The following is a 16,170-nucleotide window of genomic DNA, read 5'->3' as shown; positions in this document are numbered from 1 at the left end:
CGACCCATCAGGACCCCATCAGGCCGGGACGATGTTGACCAGTTTGGGCGCACGCACGATGACCGTCCGCACGTCCCGGCCGTCCAGGACACGCTGCACCTGCTCACTGGCCAGCGCCAGCTCGCGGAGGGCGTCCTCGGCGATGTCCGGAGAGACGGTGAGGCGGTCGCGCACCTTGCCCTGCACCTGCACGACCGCGACGACGGTGTCCTGTGTCAGCAGGGCCGGGTCGACGACGGGCCAGCCCGCCGTGGCCACGGTCGCCTCGTGCCCGAGCCGCTCCCACAGGTCCTCGGCGGTGTAGGGCGCGAAGAGGCCGAGGATGACCGCGACGGCCTCCGTCGCCTCGCGGACGGCCGGATCCGCGCCGCCCGCCCCGGTGTCGATGGCCTTCCTCGTCGCGTTGACGAGTTCCATCAGCTTGGCGATGACGACGTTGAACTTGTTCGCCTCCATCAGCTCGGAGGCGTCGGCGACGGTGCGGTGGGTGATGGAGCGCAGCGCCCGGTCGCCCGCGGACGGGTCCGTCCCGACGGCGCTCGTCACGTCGCCGCCGAGCCGCCAGGCGCGGGCGAGGAACTTCGCGGAGCCCGACGGCGAGACGTCCGCCCAGTCGACGTCGTCCTCCGGCGGCGAGGCGAACACCATGGTGAGGCGGACGGCGTCGACGCCGAAGCGGTCGAGCTGCTCGCCCAGGTCCACCCCGTTGCCGAGCGACTTGCTCATGGCCTTGCCGCCGTTGAGCACCTGCCCCTGGTTGAGCAGGGCACTGAACGGTTCGGTGAAGGAGACCATGCCCAGGTCGAACAGGACCTTCGTGAAGAACCGGCTGTAGAGCAGGTGGAGGATGGCGTGCTCGACGCCGCCCACGTACTGCCCCACCGGCAGCCAGCGGTTGACGGCCTCGGTGTCGAAGGGTGCGGTGTCCAGCGTCGGGTCGATGAACCGGAGGTAGTACCAGGAGGAGTCCACGAAGGTGTCCATGGTGTCGGTGTCGCGCCGCGCGGCACCCCCGCAGGACGGGCAGGCCACGTTGACCCACTCCTCGACGGCGGCCAGCGGCGAGGTGCCCTTCGGTGCCAGCGCTTCCCCGCGGAGCCCCTCGGGCAGCGTGACGGGCAGCTGGTCGTCGGGGACCGGGACCTCCCCGCAGGTCGGGCAGTGGATGATCGGGATGGGCGTGCCCCAGAAACGCTGCCGGGACAGCAGCCAGTCGCGCAGCCGGTAGTTGATGGTGTGTTCTCCCGTGCCCTGGGCCTCGATCAGTTCGACGGCGCGGCGGATCGCGGCGGTCTTGTCCAGGCCGGTCAGCTCCCCCGAGTTGACGAGGGTTCCCTCGCCGGTCGTCGCGGTCCCGGTGGCGGCGGCATCCTCCGCGCCGGTGTCGACGACGGTGCGGACGGGCAGGTCGAAGGCCCGCGCGAAGTCGAGGTCGCGCTGGTCGTGCGCGGGGACGGCCATGATCGCGCCGGTCCCGTAATCGGCGAGCACGTAGTCAGCGGCCCAGACGGGCAGCTTCTCGCCGTTGAGCGGGTTGACAGCGTAGCGGCCGGTGAAGACGCCCGTCTTCTCCCGCTCCGTCGCCTGCCGCTCGATCTCCGACAGGCCCTTGACCTGCTCGCGGTATGCCTCGAGGGCAGCTCGGTGCTCGGGGGTGACCAGCTCGAGCGCGAGGTCGGCGTCCGCTGCGACGACGAAGAAGGTGGCCCCGTACAGGGTGTCGGGACGCGTGGTGAAGACGGCGACGTCGGTGTCCGGCAGGTCGCCGTCGGCCTCGATCCGGAAGCGGACGTGGGCGCCCTCCGACCGGCCGATCCAGTTGCGCTGCATGGCGAGCACGCGCTCCGGCCAGTGGCCCCTGAGCTGCTCCATGTCATCGAGCAGGCGGTCGGCGTAGTCCGTGATCTTGAAGTACCACTGGTTCAGGCTCTTCTTCGTGACCATGGTGCCGCAGCGGTCGCACGCCCCGTTGATGACCTGCTCGTTCGCCAGGACCGTCTGGTCCTTCGGGCACCAGTTCACCGGCGAGTCCCGGCGGTAGGCCAGGCCCTTCTGGAAGAACCGGACGAACAGCCACTGCGTCCAGCGGTAGTACTCCGGGTCCGAGGTGTGCAGCCGGCGGTCCCAGTCCGCGCTGATCGCATAGCGCCGGAAGGAGTTCGCCTGGGTCTCGATGTTCGCGTACGTCCACTCGGCCGGGTGCGCGTTGCGCTTGATCGCCGCGTTCTCGGCGGGGAGCCCGAACGAGTCCCAGCCGATCGGGTGCAGGACGTCGAAGCCCTTCTGCCGGTAGAACCGTGCGGCGACGTCACCCATGGCGAACGCCTCGGCGTGCCCCATGTGCAGGTCGCCCGACGGGTAGGGGAACATGTCCAGCACGTAGCGCCGCTCGCGCGAGCCGTCGTCGACCGGGGCGAACGCCCGGAGCCTGTCCCAGACCGCCGGCCACTTCGCCTCGATGGCGGAGAAATCGTAGGTGTTGTCGTCCGGCTGAGCGACCTCGGGGTTGCTGCTCACTGTATGTTGGCCTGTCCTGTCGGTGGAACGAAATTCTGCGGTGGTGCGTCACTGCCTCGTGCTCTGCTCCGGCGGCCGCGCGACGGCGACGGGCGCGGTCCTGCGCCGGACACACAAAAGCCCCTCGCAGACGGGAGGGGCTGGCCGCACGGCGGGAACCGTGCGGCTATGTAAGGAGCGAGGTGCGCAGCATGGGTTCACTTTAGCAGTGCGCGCGCAACCGCGCCCGGCCGTGCTGCGGGACGGGAGGGGCGTTCTGCGGCCCGGTCGGACCGCAGGACGCCCCTTCGACGCGTCGGTGCTAGCGCACGTCCTCGTCGATCCAGTCGAAGGTCTTCGTCACGGCCTTCTTCCACATGCGCAGCTGGCGCTCGCGCTCGGCGTCGTCCATCTCCGGGTTCCAGCGCTTGTCCTCGGCCCAGTTGGAGGCGAGCTCGTCGGTGTCCTTCCAGAAGCCGACGGCGAGGCCCGCCGCATAGGCGGCGCCGAGGGCCGTGGTCTCCGTGACCTTGGGGCGGATGACCGGGATACCGAGGATGTCGGCCTGGAACTGCATCAGCGCGTCATTGGCGACCATGCCGCCGTCGACCCTGAGGTCCTCCATGTTCACCCCGGAGTCGGCGTTGGCGGCGTCCAGGACCTCGCGGGTCTGGAACGCCGTCGCCTCCAGTGCGGCCCGGGCGATGTGCCCCTTGTTCACGAAACGGGTCAGCCCGACGATCGCGCCGCGGGCGTCGGAACGCCAGTAGGGCGCGAAGAGGCCGGAGAACGCCGGGACGATGTACACGCCGCCGTTGTCCTCGACCGTCGTAGCGAGCTGCTCCACTTCGGGCGCGCTCTTGATGATGCCGAGATTGTCGCGGAGCCACTGGATGAGAGAACCGGTGACGGCGATGGATCCTTCGAGCGCGTAGACGGGCTTGGCGTCCCCGAGCTTGTAGCAGACGGTCGTGAGCAGGCCGTTCTTGGAGTGGACGATCTCCTCGCCGGTGTTGACGATCATGAAGTTGCCGGTGCCGTAGGTGTTCTTCGCGCCGCCCTTCTCGAACGCAGCCTGGCCGAACGTGGCCGCCTGCTGGTCTCCGAGGATGCCGGCGACCGGCACTTCGCGGAGGAGCTGCGAGGTGTGGACCGTGCCGTAGACCTCCGATGAGGACTTGATCTGCGGCATCATCGAGAGCGGGACGCCGAAGTCGGCGAGGATCGACTCGTCCCAGGAGAGGGTCTCGAGATCCATGAAGAGGGTGCGGGATGCGTTGGTGACGTCGGTGATGTGCACGCCGCCGTCGGTGCCGCCGGTGAGGTTCCAGGTGACCCACGAGTCGGTGTTGCCGAACAGGAGGTCGCCTGCCTCGGCCTTCGCACGGGCACCCTCGACGTTGTCGAGGATCCACTTGATCTTGGTGCCGGAGAAGTAGGTGGCGAGCGGGAGGCCCACCTTGTTCTTGTAGCGTTCGACGCCGCCGTCCTTGGCGATCTCGTCGACGATGTTCTGGGTCCGGGTGTCCTGCCAGACGATGGCGTTGTACACGGCCTGGCCAGTGGTCTTGTCCCAGACCACGGCGGTCTCGCGCTGGTTGGTGATGCCGACGGCGGCGATGTCGTGGCGGGTGAGGTTCGCCTTGGACAGCGCGTTGCCGATGACCTCGCGGGTGTTGGCCCAGATCTCGGCGGGGTCGTGTTCCACCCAGCCTGCCTTGGGGAAGATCTGCTCGTGTTCCTTCTGGCCCGAGGACACGATATCGCCCTTGTGGTCGAACACGATGGCCCGGCTGGACGTGGTGCCTTGGTCGATGGCGATGACGTACTGCTGCGACATGTCTTACTCCTTCATTGGATGACGTCGTGGAGAAGCGGGCGGCCGGGGGCCGCGCGGGGCGATGCTGTCTAGCCTGCGACTGCAGGGGGCGGGAAGGTCACGAACTGCACGAGGAACCCGGCGAGGGCACCACCGATGATCGGTCCGACGACGGGGACCCAGGCGTAGCCCCAGTCGCTGCTGCCCTTGCCCTTGATGGGCAGGAGTGCGTGGGCGATGCGGGGGCCGAGGTCGCGGTTCGGGTTGATGGCGTACCCGGTGGGACCACCGAGCGAGGCGCCGATGCCGACGACGAGGAGCGCGACGGCGAGCGGGCCGAGGCCCGTGGACGTCCCGCCGAAGGACAGGATGACGAACACGAGGACGAACGTACCGATGATCTCGGTGACGACGTTCCAGCCGTAGGAACGGATGGCGGGGCCGGTCGAGAAGACACCGAGCTTGTTGGCGGGCTCCGGCTCATCGTCGAAGTGCTGCTTGTAGGCGAGCCAGCAGAAGACGGCGCCGAGGATGGAGCCGAGCATCTGTGCGGCGAGGTAGCCCATGGCATTGACGAAGTCCTTGGAGACGCCGGGAGCGAACTCGGCGGCGTCGGGGTTCACCCAGAGACCCACGGTGACGGCGAAGTTCAGGTGGGCGCCGGAGAGCGCGGCGACGTAGACGCCGGCGAAGACGGCAAGCCCCCACCCGAAGTTGACCATGAGAAAACCGCCGTTATTGCCCTTGGTCCTGGCGAGCGCGACATTCGCGACCACACCGGTACCGAGTAACAACAGCATGAAGGTGCCGAATGATTCGGCAACAAATACGTCCAGAGACATCTTTGACTCCTTTGTCTATTCACTTATCGACGGGTGCCGCCGCCTCGACGGCACCCGTTCGCTTCCCCCCGGCAACCACTGCCGTTGGCACTGCACCGCTGCTGGAAGCAGCGGGTCGACCCCGGTGCGGCGGGTGCCGCTACGGCGTCAGGTTCTTGACGTGCACACGGTGCGCGTCCGCGAGGACCTTCTCGGCGAGCTTGATCTCGGCCGCTGACCGCGCGGAATCCCATCCGAGGAGGGGCGCCAGCGTGTCGGCGAGCTCTTCGAGCAGCTCCCCGGTGACGAGTCCCCGGAAGGCGAGGGAGGTACGCCGGATCAGGACGTCGATCAGGTGGCCGACCTGCTCGTGCTCCACCATGTAGGCGAGTTCGCGCGTGCTCAGCTCCTGCGTGGAATTGAACACCCTGTCGGGGCCGTCTGTCAGGTATTCGATGACATCGGTCGCTCGTGTCCCGTAGCGGGTGAGCAGAACCCTGACGCGGGCCTCGTCGACCCCGGGGCGCACGGCCTTCGTGATCCAGGCGCGCTCCGCGGCCTCGTCGGTCGGGAAGTCGACGCCGCCGCCGATCGCCACGCCGGCGGTCGAGGTCTTGCGCGTGGCGCCGAGGGCGGCCAGCGTGTCGTTCGCGAGGTGCTCCGACAAGGCGCGGAACGTGGTCCACTTGCCGCCGACGAGGCTCAGCGTCGTGACCTTCCGGCCGCCGACCTCCTCCTCACGCTTCTCGATGCGGTAGTCCCGCGACACGAACCCGGGCTGCGTCTCGTGCCGCGGCAGGGGGCGGACGCCGGAGAAGCTGTAGACGATGTCGTCGTTGGTGACCTTGATGTCGGGGAAGACGTGCCCGATGAGCTCGAAGAAGTAGTCGATCTCCTCGTCGGTGCAGACCGCCTGCTCGTTGACGTCGACATCGATGTCCGTGGTGCCCACCAGGACGCGATCCTCCATGGGGTAGATCAGGACGATCCGGCCGTCGACGTGCTCGAAGAAGATCTCGGTGCCGTTGCAGGCCTTCAGCAGCTCGGGGTGGTCGAGCACGATGTGCGAGCCCTTGGTGCCGCCCATGAAGCGGGTCTCGGTGCCGAGGGTGGCGTTGGTGCCGTCGGTCCAGGCGCCGGTCGCGTTGACGACGACGTCGGCCTGGAAGGAGAAGGTCTCTCCGGTGAGCTCGTCGCGCAGCAGCACGCCGTCGTCGCTCGTGCCGATGGCGCTGACGTAGTTGGCGGCGCGGGCGGCCGGGTTGGCGATCTTACCGTCGCGCAGGACGTCGAGGGTCAGGCGCTCGGGGTTGTGCACCGAGGCGTCGAAGTAGGTCGCCGCGTACTTGATGTCCTTGCGGACGTCGGGCATGGCCGCGAGGGCCTTCTTGCGCCCCACGAAGGAGTGGCGGGGCACATTGCCGCCGTCGCGCGAGAAGAAGTCGTACATGGTGAGGCCGGCCTTGATGAGCACGGCGCCGCGCTCCACCTGCTTGCCCTGGCGGTGGGTCAGGAAGCGCATGGGAGCGGAGAGGATCCCGGAGAACGTGGTGTAGATCGGGATGGTGGTCTGCAGGGGCTTCACGTAGTGGGGGGCGATGCGCAGGAGGGCGTTGCGCTCGACGACGGACTCCTGCACGAGGCGGAACTCGCCGTTCTCCAGGTAGCGGATACCGCCGTGGATCATGTGCGAGGACGCCCCGGATGCGCCCTGGCAGTAGTCGCCGCGCTCGACGAGCGCGACATCGATCCCCTGGAGTGCGAGGTCGCGGAACGTGCCGACCCCGTTGATGCCGCCACCGATGACCAGGACTGACGCCCGGGGGTTGTCCCGGAGCTCCTGCACCACCTCGCGGGTCGATGTCGTCGTGCCTTCTCCGGCGATCCGGTCGGCTGGAATGCTCAAGGTACTACTCCGTAACGTCAATGTCGGGATTGGTTACTGCACTCCTCATTCTTCGAGGACTGGGAATAACAGTCAACCGGATTGCACAAACGTGCACTCCGGTCCACACTGACAGGATGACGGGTATAAGGGTCGGCACCGACGCGGACGAGCAGGCGCCGGAACGGTCGCCGGGGTCCCGGTCCAGGGACGCCCTGCGGGCTGCCCAGATGTACTACCTGCAGGATCTGACCATGAACGCGATCGCCCGGGAGCTGCGGACGTCGCGGTCCACCGTCTCCCGGTTGCTCTCGATGGCACGGGAGACGGGACTCGTGCAGATCCAGGTCAACAATCCGTCCGAGCGTGCGCCTGCGCTGGAGCAGCAGATCCGCCGCCGGTTCGCGGTGGAGGCCCACGTGGTCCCGGTCGCCGACTCGGTGAACGACTCCGAGGTGCTCGACCGCGTCGCCATCCAGGCGGCCAGGACCATCACTCCGCTCGTGGACTCCAACGCGATCATCGGCGTCGCCTGGGGGTCGACGCTGAGCGCGGTCAGCCACCACCTCACGCGCAAGCAGACCCACGACAGCACGTTCGTCCAGCTCAACGGAGCGGGCAATACCCAGACCACCGGCATCACCTACGCGAGCGAGATCCTGCGCCGCTTCGGGCAGGCCTATGGGGCGCGTGTCGAGCAGTTCCCCGTGCCGGCGTTCTTCGACCACGCGGAGACGAAGACGGCGATGTGGGAGGAGCGCAGCGTGCGGCGCATCCTCGATCTGCAGCGCCGGATGACCATGGCGATCTTCGGCGTCGGCTCCATCGGTGCGGGGGTGCCCAGCCACGTGTACAGCGGCGGGTACCTCGACCGCGAGGATCTGGAGACGCTGGATCGGGACGAGGTGGTCGGGGACGTGGCCACCATGTTCTTCCGTGCCGACGGCAGCCACCGCGACATCCTCCTGAACAGGCGCAGCACAGGACCGGACCTCGACGTCCTGAGCCGCGTCCGGCGGCGCATCTGCGTGGTCTCCGGCGAGTCGAAGATCGACGGGCTGCGGGGCGCCCTGGCCGCAGGCCTCGCGACGGACCTCATCCTCGACGAGGGCTCGGCCCGCCGTCTGCTCCACACCTGACGTCCGCACGCCGCGCCGTCCGTCCCGGACGGACACCTATGGGTGGACCGTGAGGACGACCTTCCCGCGGACCTTTCCCGACGCGAGCAGGTCCAGCGCCCGGGCGGCCTCCTCGAGCGGGAACGTCCGGTCGATGCTGGGCACGATCGCGCCGGCGTCGAGGAGCGGCAGGAGACGCTCAAGACTGTCCGCACGGACGAGCGCCAACAGCGTCGTCAGCTTCTGCGGGACGAACGGGGACACGGCGAGCGCGAGAAGCTGCCGGTGCAGCCCGCCCGCGAACCGGCCGCCGCCCTCCCCTCCGACGATGACGGCGGTGCCGCCGGCCGTGAGGGATCGGCGGAGGGCGGCCACCGGAGGGTTCCCGCCGATGTCGAGGACCACGTCGTAGACCTCCCGCCCGCCCGTCGCGTTCGTGGTGGCGTAGTCGACGGCGCGGTCCGCGCCCAGCGAGAGCACGTAGTCGGTCTTCGCGCCGCTGCAGACGGCCGTGACGTGCGCGCCCGCCGCCTTCGCGAGCTGGACCGCGTAACTGCCGACGCCCCCGGACGCACCGAGAACCAGGACGCGGGAGCCTTCCGTCACACGCCCGGCGTCGCACACCGCCTTCAGTGCGGTGACCGCGGAGACGGGGACAGCGGCCGCCTGGGTGAAGGACAGGTTCTCGGGCTTGTGCGCCAGGGACCGCTCCCCCGCGGCGGCGTACTCCGCGAAGGTGCTCCGCCCGGCGCCGAACACCGCGTCGCCGACGGCGAAGCGCGTGACCTCGGCGCCGACCGCCACGACGACGCCGGCGAGATCCATGCCGGGGACGCGGTTCCGGGGGCGGCGCAGGCCGAACGCGAGTCGGCCGAGGTAGGGCAGGCCGGTCATGGTGTGCCACACGCCCCGGTCCACACCCGCGGCGTGCACCTGCACCAGTACCTCCTCCGCCGCGATGTCCGGGACGGGGACCTCGCCGAGGTGGAGCACATCCGGCCCGCCGAACCTCTCCTGCTCGACGGCGCGCATGATCCCCGGCGCTGCCGTGGTCGCCGTGGTCGTCTTCCTGGCTGATCGCTGTCGCATGACTGCCTCCTCGGAGCCGCACGCGGTGCGCGGCCGCTGATGCCTAGTAGCGTATCGTACAATGTACGAAACGACGAGGGGTGCCATGGGTACGACGAACGACGACGGCCCCCGGACCGCGCTGACCCGGGACCGCGTCCTGCGGGCAGCCCTCGCCCTGGCCGACCGCGACGGCCTCGCCGGACTGACCATCCGCACGCTCGCGCAGGAGCTCGACAGCAAGCCGATGAGCCTCTACTACTACGTGGCCACGAAGGACCAGATCCTCGACGGCATCGTGGACCTGGTGTTCGCGGAGGTGCATCTGCCCGTCGTCGGGAATCCCTGGCGCCAGGAGATGGAACACCGCGCACGATCGATGCGCGCCGTGCTGGCCCGCCACCGCTGGGCCGTCGGGCTCCTCGAATCCCGGGCAGCCCCGGGCCCCGCGACACTGCGTCACCACGATGCCACCCTGGGCACGCTCCGCCGTGCCGGGTTCTCCCTCCGGGCGACCGCGCACGCCTATGCGCTGCTCGACAGCTACATCTACGGCTTCGCCCTCCAGGAGGCAGCCCTACCGCTCGCCGGGGTCGACTCCGTGGCGGAGGTCGCCGCCCCGATCATGGAGCGGTTCGCGGACGGCCAGTACCCCTGGATGGTGGAGATCGCGGAAGGCGTGGTGATGCAGCCCGGCTACGACTTCGCGGAGGAGTTCGAGCACGGACTGGAGCTGATCCTCGATGCGATCACCCCGCACTGACCGGCCTCGGTAGAGTTCACCCATGGACTCCTCCGTTCCCCGTACGCCGCTCGCCGACGGCCACTCGATCGATGTGCTCGGGTACGGCGTCTACAAGGTGCCGCCCGAGGACACCGAGGATCTGTGCTCGACGGCGCTCGAGGCGGGGTACCGTCTCCTCGACACGGCGGCCCTCTACGGCAACGAGGCCGGCGTCGGCGCAGCCGCGCGGTCCTATACCGGCGAGCGCGAGGACCTCTTCATCACCTCCAAGGTGTGGAACGACGACCACGGGTACGACGCCACCCTGCGGGCCTTCGACGCCGGCATGGAGCGGTTGGGCCTCGAGTACCTCGACCTGTACCTGATCCACTGGCCCTGCCCGTCCCGGGACCTGTACGTCGAATCCTGGCGTGCCCTCGAGCGGCTCCGGGCGGACGGTCGCGTCCGCTCCATCGGCGTCTCCAACTTCCAGCAGGACCACCTCGAGCGCCTGCTCGCCGAAACGGGGGCGGTCCCGGTCCTCAACCAGGTCGAACTGCACCCCTACCTGCAGCAGCACGCGCTGCGCTCGTTCCACGCGCAGCACGGGATCGTGACGCAGGCCTGGAGCCCGCTCGGACGCGGGAATGTCCTCACCGACCCGGTCATCGCCGGGATCGCGGCGCATCTGGGACGCACTCCCGCGCAGGTGATCCTGCGGTGGCACCTGCAGCACGGCATCCTGACCATCCCGAAGGCCAGTTCGCGCGAGCGGATCAGTTCCAACCTGGACATCTTCGGGTTCCGGCTCGACGACGACCAGGTCGCGGAGATCGACGCGCTCGAGCGCGACCAGCGCTTCGGCTCGCACCCCGACAGGGTGGGCTGATGCGTCAGGCCGTCGTCCGCACCCTGCCGTGGGAGGGGACCCTCCAGCGCGTCTGGGACTTCCCGGCCGTGGAGGCGCCCGGTGCCCGGCCGGGCCCGCCCGTGGTCATGGTGCACGGATTCCGCGGTGACCACCACGGACTGCTGCGCCTCGTGGAGGAACTGCCCGGCCACCGCGTCCTCCTGCCGGACCTCCCCGGCTTCGGCCAGGGCGAGGCACTGCCGGGCACGCACGACGTCGCCTCCTATGCACGCTTCATCACCGACTGCTCCCGGCGGCTCGCGCCGGCTCCCCGCGTGCTGCTCGGGCACTCGTTCGGTTCGATCGTCGCAGCAGAGGCCGTTGCGCTCGCCCCGGACCTCGCCGCGGCCCTGGTGCTCGTCAACCCCATCAGTGCCCCCGCCCTCGAAGGGCCGAGCCGCACCGCCTCACGCGTCGCGGAGGCCTACTACGTAGCGGCGGATCGGCTGCCCGAGGCCGCGGGTCGGGCGCTCCTGTCCAACCCCGCGATCGTCCGCGCCATGAGCGTGTTCATGGCCAAGACGACGGACCGCGCGCTCCGTCGCTGGATCCACGGCCAGCACCGCGCCTACTTCAGCTCCTTCGCCAGCCGCCGGGTGGTGCTCGAGGCCTTCCGCGCCTCGATCTCCGGGACCGTCAGGGACCGTGCCGGCGACCTGCGGCTGCCCGTCCTCCTCGTGGCCGCGGCGGAGGACGACATCGGGTCGGTCGAGAGCCAGCGTGAGCTCGCAGCCCTCATGCCGACGGCGACGCTCGAGATCCTGCCCGCCGTCGGCCATCTCGTCCACTACGAGAAGCCAGGCGAGGCGGCACAGCTGATCGGTCGATTCCTGGAGGCCGTCCCCGCATGAGGATCCTGTTCGACGCACGCTTCACCCGCACCGACCACCATGACGGCATCAGCCGGTACGGGGCGAGCCTGATCGCGGCACTCGCCGCGACCGACGACGTCGTGATGCTCGTCAGCGACCCCCGCCAGCTCGCCCTCCTCCCGGAGGTCCCTCACGTGCTGATCAACAGCCCGCTCTCCCCCGCCGAGCTGTTCGTCGCCGCACGCATCAACCGGCTGGAGCCCGACGTCGTCGTCTGCCCGATGCAGACCATGGGCTCCTGGGGCCGCCGGTACCCGCTGGTCCTCACGCTGCACGATCTCATCTACTACCAGAACCCGACGCCGCCGTCCTTTCTGCCGCTGCCGGTCCGCGCGCTCTGGCGGCTCTACCACCTGGCGTACTGGCCCCAGCGTCTCCTGCTGGACCGGGCGGACGTCGTCGCCACGATCTCCGCGACGACGGCAGAGCTGATGCGCCGCTACCGGCTGACCCGCCGGCCCGTGCTCCTCGTGGGCAACGCGCCCCAGCCGACACAGCGACGGCGGGACCCCGACGCCCTGCGCTCGGCGTCGCTGCTCTACATGGGGTCCTTCATGCCGTACAAGAACGTCGAGACGATCATCCGCGCCATGGACGCCCTTCCCGGGCACACGCTGCACCTGCTGAGCAGGATCTCGCCCGAACGACGGGCGGAGCTCGAGGCGCTCCCTACGGCGCCCGGGCGCGTGGTCTTCCACGGCGGGGTCACCGACGCCGAGTACGAGGACCTGCTCGCCGACTCGACGGCGCTCGTCACCCTCTCCCGGGCCGAGGGCTACGGCCTGCCGCTCATCGAGGCGATGGCGTCCGGCACCCCCGTGATCGCCAGTGACATCCCGATCTTCCGCGAGGTGGGCGGGACGGCCGCACTGTTCGTGGACCCCGATGATCCCACTGCGCTCGCGGATGCCGTCCGGTCCCTCGACGAGCCCGGCCGCTGGGCCGAGGCGTCGCGCGCGGGCTCGGAACGGGCGGCGACGTACTCGTGGGCGGAGTCCGCCGAGCAACTCCGGGAGGCCTGCCGCCGCGCGGCCCAGGACTACGCGCGGCGACGGACGTCACGGCCGCTCCGCGTGCCGTCCGGCCCGTCCGGCAGGAACCGCCCGTGACCGTCGATGCCCTCCGCGTGGCGGGTGCCTGTCAATAGGAGCGACGCGGACACCGGAGGCAGGATGAACACCCGTCGCCGGGCGATCCCCGTGGGCACTCTCGGCGCACGATCGGCGATCGTCGGCCCTTCAGACCCCGCGCCCATCGGGCGCGGATCGAGGGGTGGCTGAGCCGTCGGCGGACTGCCGCCACGCAGCCGACTCAGCGGGACATCAGCGTCGAGAGGGCAACACATGCGGGCGCGTTGAGGAGCCCTCAGCACGAAGATCCACGCCGCACGGTCCCGGAACATCTTCCGTTTCCCTCCCCACGTACCGACCATAGCGGTGGCGTATGTCGCAAAGCCGATGAGAGCCTGCGCAAAATTGTCACGGCGTGGCCAACCAGCACATCCGGAACCCTTCGCTGGGATCGGTCAGTGTCCACCGGTGGCCGGATCGCCCTTGCGGGTCATCAAGGCGTGGGCTCCGCGCGTGTCGGTAGAGGTGATGGCCCAGTCATAGTGGGGGGCTGTCCGTGACCATCCCGATCCGTGTCGTTGGTCCCTAGTGGTCGTGTCATCGGGTTGTGAACCATGGCAGTCATGACGATTGAGAAGGAACGGCCAGCATCCTGGCTCAGGGACAATCGGGGCGCTCTGCCGTCCATCATCACGGGCATCGCCGTCGCCCTGTTCTGGGCGGGCGGAGGAATAGGCTGGATCCGGCACCTCGCCGGCGCGGAGTCCTTCATGGCCCTGCTGACCGGCCTCTACATCGCTCTGGCCACCGTCGCGGTGTCGGTCATCCTCGCCACCCTCGCCCTGACCGACCTCGCCGGCCGGTATGCCCGGCCACGGAACCGCCGCCACCGCTGAGCGGAACGATAGGGACAGACCCTTCGCGCGGGCTTCGGCGACGACGGGGAGCTTCGAGGCGATAACCGCTATCCAAAAGTCGGTCGCGGTGTCCACGCCGAGCGCGCGGACCTGACGCGCCGGGCTGGCCAGTTGGACGCCGGCGCGACCGAAGCTCAAGGGAGGATCAGTCGAGCCAGTCCGGCGGGCCGGCGAGGCCGAGCCGATAGCGCGCCGCATCCACGGACGGGCTGTGCGGGCCGAGGGCCAGCTGGAAAGTCCGCAACTGCAGGCGGGTGCGCTGCAACCGGAGGCGGTTTGCAGGCGAGCGCTCACCGCGGCCGGGTACTCCGGCGAAGGGTGCCACGGACGGGGAGATGACCAGCGCCGCGGCGCTGGCGAGGCCCTTGTAGAAGATCCGCTCGGCCCGGTTCAGCCCGTCCGGGGCGCTGAGGAAGGTCAGGAGCTCGGCGGGGACGGGTTCGAGGTCGGGCTCCAGCGCGCGCAGGGCCTCGTCGAGTTCCCGGCGGCTGACCGGAAGGTCCTCCGCCCCGAGCGTCCGGGCGCTGCGGGACCAGTCTGCGACGTAGGTGTCGGCCCAGTCGCGGCCGAACCGCGGCGCCAAGTCGTGGCCGACGGCCTCGTGGGCGCCGAGGAAGGCGTCGGTGAAGGCCAGGTGCACCCAGCGCAGCAAAGCGGGGTCGGAGGCGGAGTAGTCGCGGCCGTCGTCGGTGGTACCGCGGACCCGCCCGTGCATGCGGCGGACCCGTGCTGAATCCCGCTCGGCGAGTTCCGCGGAGCCGAAGGTGGTGATGGTGAGCCAGCGCGCGGTCCCGGCGAGGCGTGCCCAGGGGTCACTGCGGTAGGAGGAGTGCCGTGCGACCCCGGCCATCGCGAGCGGGTGTGCGCCTTGGCCGAGGAGGGCCGCGACCCCGCCGACCAAAGTGGAAAGGCCACCGTGGACCTGCCAGACGACGCCGTCGGGTTCGAACAACCCTGGGCCTTCTCCGACCAGGGCGATGTCGCGCACCCAGTCCGGCGCCCCGGTGGGGTCTCCGGAGACCCGGGCACGGAACGCGTTGCGGACGCGCAGGGCCAGGTCGGCAGGGCGCGGTATCGAGCTCACAGGCATGATGCTCCAACGACGGTAGGTCGGGTATGACGGACACCCGAGGACAGGGCTCCACTACACAGCGTAGAACACGACCCTGACACGGGACGGGGACTGAAGGGCTGGACGGATGCCCTCGAATCCACCAGCACGCGACCAAGTCGCCGAGTCTTCGTCGGGGCGAGGCCCACGCACACGGGAAGCCCGGTGTTGCGCCGGACGGTGGTCTTGATGGTCCTGCCCGTGGTGCGCTGGTCCCCGTGGGTGCCGTGGAGGGTGAGGAACGCTTCGTCGATGCTGTAGATCTCGAGGTCGGTGGTGTGGCGGCCGAGGATTTCCATGACGCGGGCACTCATATCCCCGTACAGCTCGTAGTTGCTCGAGCGGACCTGCAACCCCCATCCCTTGGCCTGGTCGGCGATCTGGAACCACGGGGCGCCCATCGGTATCACGAGGCTCTTCGCCTCGGCGCTGCGGGTGATCACGCACCCGTCATCGTTCGACAACACGACCAAGGACTTGTCCTCCAGAGAGGGGTCGAAGGCCCGCTCGGAGGACACGTAGAAGTTGTTGACGTCGACCAGGGCAACACGCGAATCCGACGGCTCCTGGTCAGACATGATGCAAACACCGCGTCGCCACGCCCCAGATAACCAGGCTCTCCGGATCCGGTATCGGAATGACCGGGTAGGCGTCGCTGGCCGCGATGAGCGTGACCGTGCTCGAGGTACCTGAGCTGGGACCAGGGCTCGTGACTCGTAACCGCCTAATGATGAGTTCGCCGTCGAGCACAGCGATGACCACGGATCCGTCCTTGGGCTGCAGGGCTCGGTCGACAATCAACTCATCGCCGTCGGAGATGCCTGCGCCGTCCATTGCGTGCCCGCACACGCGCACGATGTAGGTGCTGGTGATGTCTTTGATGAGGTGCCTGTTCAAGTCGATCCGGTCCTCGAACCAGTCCTGGGCAGGGGACGCGAATCCCGACGGCGTCAACTCCGTGCGGGCAGCAGCTGGAGCAGGCCGACCCACGGACGTACCGGAAGCGCCGAACTGGTCCATGACCTCGCGTACCCTCTCCATCCCCGGGCCGCACCAGCCCAGCACGTGATCCTAGACTGCGCCACCGACACGCATATGAGGTGACCGATCAGTACCCCTCCCCGGGTGACGCAGTGTGGCGATGCGCGCGGTAAGGGTGTCCACGCTCCGACCCTCCTCCATGGAATCAGCGTCCTTACCGGCGTGGCGGCGTACACCAGGGCCCAGTCCTCAATAGGACCCATCGATCAAAAGAACGCGTGGGATCAATCGTGACAATGGGAGACAGAGAACCGGGACAGAGAACCGAGACCGGTAACTGCGACCGGTAGCTGTGACGGGATCTGGGTGACCCACCTG

At 69.1% G+C, this 16,170-nt stretch carries 13 protein-coding genes and 1 pseudogene; 6 read left to right on the top strand and 8 right to left on the bottom strand.

Annotation, left to right across the window (positions count from 1 at the left end):
• Positions 1-18: 18 nt before the first annotated feature.
• The 4 genes from leuS to C4K88_RS04185 form a co-directional block, all read right to left on the bottom strand.
• Positions 19-2,517 carry a leucine--tRNA ligase gene (gene leuS / locus C4K88_RS04200; RefSeq protein ID WP_104120394.1) on the bottom strand — a complete coding sequence of 833 codons (2,499 nt, stop codon included), beginning with the start codon at positions 2,515-2,517 and terminating at the stop codon, positions 19-21.
• A gap of 301 nt (positions 2,518-2,818) precedes the next feature.
• Complete coding sequence (gene glpK, locus C4K88_RS04195) at positions 2,819-4,336, bottom strand: glycerol kinase GlpK (protein ID WP_104120393.1); 1,518 nt, start codon at positions 4,334-4,336, stop codon at positions 2,819-2,821.
• 68 nt (positions 4,337-4,404) lie between these two features.
• The gene (locus tag C4K88_RS04190; RefSeq protein ID WP_104120392.1) at positions 4,405-5,157 is read right to left on the bottom strand and encodes an MIP/aquaporin family protein; all 753 of its coding nucleotides are present in this window, start codon (positions 5,155-5,157) and stop codon (positions 4,405-4,407) included.
• Between the two features lie 139 nt (positions 5,158-5,296).
• Positions 5,297-7,036, bottom strand: coding sequence for a glycerol-3-phosphate dehydrogenase/oxidase (locus tag C4K88_RS04185; protein ID WP_104120786.1), 1,740 nt, complete (start codon positions 7,034-7,036; stop codon positions 5,297-5,299).
• 122 nt (positions 7,037-7,158) lie between these two features.
• Here C4K88_RS04185 and C4K88_RS04180 point away from each other — a divergent pair, with 122 nt between their 5' ends.
• Positions 7,159-8,160, top strand: coding sequence for a sugar-binding transcriptional regulator (locus tag C4K88_RS04180; RefSeq protein WP_104120391.1), 1,002 nt, complete (start codon positions 7,159-7,161; stop codon positions 8,158-8,160).
• Positions 8,161-8,196: 36 nt separating this feature from the next.
• Here the strand turns inward: C4K88_RS04180 and C4K88_RS04175 are convergent, their stop codons facing one another.
• Entirely contained in the window at positions 8,197-9,228 is a 1,032-nt protein-coding gene (locus tag C4K88_RS04175; RefSeq protein WP_241521701.1) for an NAD(P)-dependent alcohol dehydrogenase, read from the bottom strand.
• 85 nt (positions 9,229-9,313) lie between these two features.
• Between C4K88_RS04175 and C4K88_RS04170 the strand changes: the two genes are divergently transcribed.
• From C4K88_RS04170 to C4K88_RS04150, 5 genes are all read left to right on the top strand, one after another.
• A complete protein-coding gene (locus tag C4K88_RS04170) occupies positions 9,314-9,970 on the top strand; it encodes a TetR/AcrR family transcriptional regulator (RefSeq protein WP_104120390.1) in 657 nt (218 codons plus the stop codon).
• Positions 9,971-9,992: 22 nt separating this feature from the next.
• A complete protein-coding gene (locus C4K88_RS04165) occupies positions 9,993-10,820 on the top strand; it encodes an aldo/keto reductase (RefSeq protein ID WP_104120389.1) in 828 nt (275 codons plus the stop codon).
• Complete coding sequence (locus C4K88_RS04160; RefSeq protein ID WP_104120388.1) at positions 10,820-11,692, top strand: alpha/beta fold hydrolase; 873 nt, start codon at positions 10,820-10,822, stop codon at positions 11,690-11,692. Before C4K88_RS04165 ends, C4K88_RS04160 begins: the two co-directional genes overlap by 1 nt.
• On the top strand, positions 11,689-12,822 hold the full coding sequence (locus tag C4K88_RS04155; protein ID WP_104120387.1) for a glycosyltransferase family 4 protein: 1,134 nt from the start codon (positions 11,689-11,691) through the stop codon (positions 12,820-12,822). Before C4K88_RS04160 ends, C4K88_RS04155 begins: the two co-directional genes overlap by 4 nt.
• A gap of 584 nt (positions 12,823-13,406) precedes the next feature.
• Positions 13,407-13,679, top strand: a complete 273-nt coding sequence (locus tag C4K88_RS04150) for a hypothetical protein (protein WP_146065616.1) — start codon at positions 13,407-13,409, stop codon at positions 13,677-13,679.
• A gap of 166 nt (positions 13,680-13,845) precedes the next feature.
• Here the strand turns inward: C4K88_RS04150 and C4K88_RS04145 are convergent, their stop codons facing one another.
• The 3 genes and pseudogenes from C4K88_RS04145 to C4K88_RS04135 form a co-directional block, all read right to left on the bottom strand.
• Complete coding sequence (locus tag C4K88_RS04145; protein ID WP_241521700.1) at positions 13,846-14,790, bottom strand: oxygenase MpaB family protein; 945 nt, start codon at positions 14,788-14,790, stop codon at positions 13,846-13,848.
• Between the two features lie 146 nt (positions 14,791-14,936).
• Positions 14,937-15,389 (bottom strand): annotated as a pseudogene (locus C4K88_RS04140) (Y-family DNA polymerase); the annotation flags it as partial.
• A complete protein-coding gene (locus C4K88_RS04135) occupies positions 15,382-15,831 on the bottom strand; it encodes a LexA family protein (RefSeq protein WP_104120784.1) in 450 nt (149 codons plus the stop codon). The gene C4K88_RS04135 and the pseudogene C4K88_RS04140, both read right to left, overlap by 8 nt.
• Positions 15,832-16,170 lie beyond the last annotated feature (339 nt).

Source organism: Arthrobacter pityocampae (genome assembly GCF_002927275.1).
GTDB lineage: Bacteria > Actinomycetota > Actinomycetes > Actinomycetales > Micrococcaceae > Arthrobacter_D > Arthrobacter_D pityocampae.
This window is presented reverse-complemented; position numbering and strand designations above follow the sequence as displayed.

Excerpts from the sequence above, each read along its gene's own strand:
- C4K88_RS04175 (WP_241521701.1), bottom strand. The coding sequence starts at position 9,228 with ATGCGACAGCGATCAGCCAGGAAGACGACCACGGCGACCACGGCAGCG.
- C4K88_RS04165 (WP_104120389.1), top strand. The coding sequence starts at position 9,993 with ATGGACTCCTCCGTTCCCCGTACGCCGCTCGCCGACGGCCACTCGATC.
- C4K88_RS04155 (WP_104120387.1), top strand. The coding sequence starts at position 11,689 with ATGAGGATCCTGTTCGACGCACGCTTCACCCGCACCGACCACCATGAC.
- C4K88_RS04180 (WP_104120391.1), top strand. The coding sequence starts at position 7,159 with ATGACGGGTATAAGGGTCGGCACCGACGCGGACGAGCAGGCGCCGGAA.
- C4K88_RS04135 (WP_104120784.1), bottom strand. The coding sequence starts at position 15,831 with ATGGACCAGTTCGGCGCTTCCGGTACGTCCGTGGGTCGGCCTGCTCCA.
- C4K88_RS04150 (WP_146065616.1), top strand. The coding sequence starts at position 13,407 with ATGACGATTGAGAAGGAACGGCCAGCATCCTGGCTCAGGGACAATCGG.
- C4K88_RS04170 (WP_104120390.1), top strand. The coding sequence starts at position 9,314 with ATGGGTACGACGAACGACGACGGCCCCCGGACCGCGCTGACCCGGGAC.
- C4K88_RS04145 (WP_241521700.1), bottom strand. The coding sequence starts at position 14,790 with ATGCCTGTGAGCTCGATACCGCGCCCTGCCGACCTGGCCCTGCGCGTC.
- glpK (WP_104120393.1), bottom strand. The coding sequence starts at position 4,336 with ATGTCGCAGCAGTACGTCATCGCCATCGACCAAGGCACCACGTCCAGC.
- C4K88_RS04160 (WP_104120388.1), top strand. The coding sequence starts at position 10,820 with ATGCGTCAGGCCGTCGTCCGCACCCTGCCGTGGGAGGGGACCCTCCAG.
- C4K88_RS04190 (WP_104120392.1), bottom strand. The coding sequence starts at position 5,157 with ATGTCTCTGGACGTATTTGTTGCCGAATCATTCGGCACCTTCATGCTG.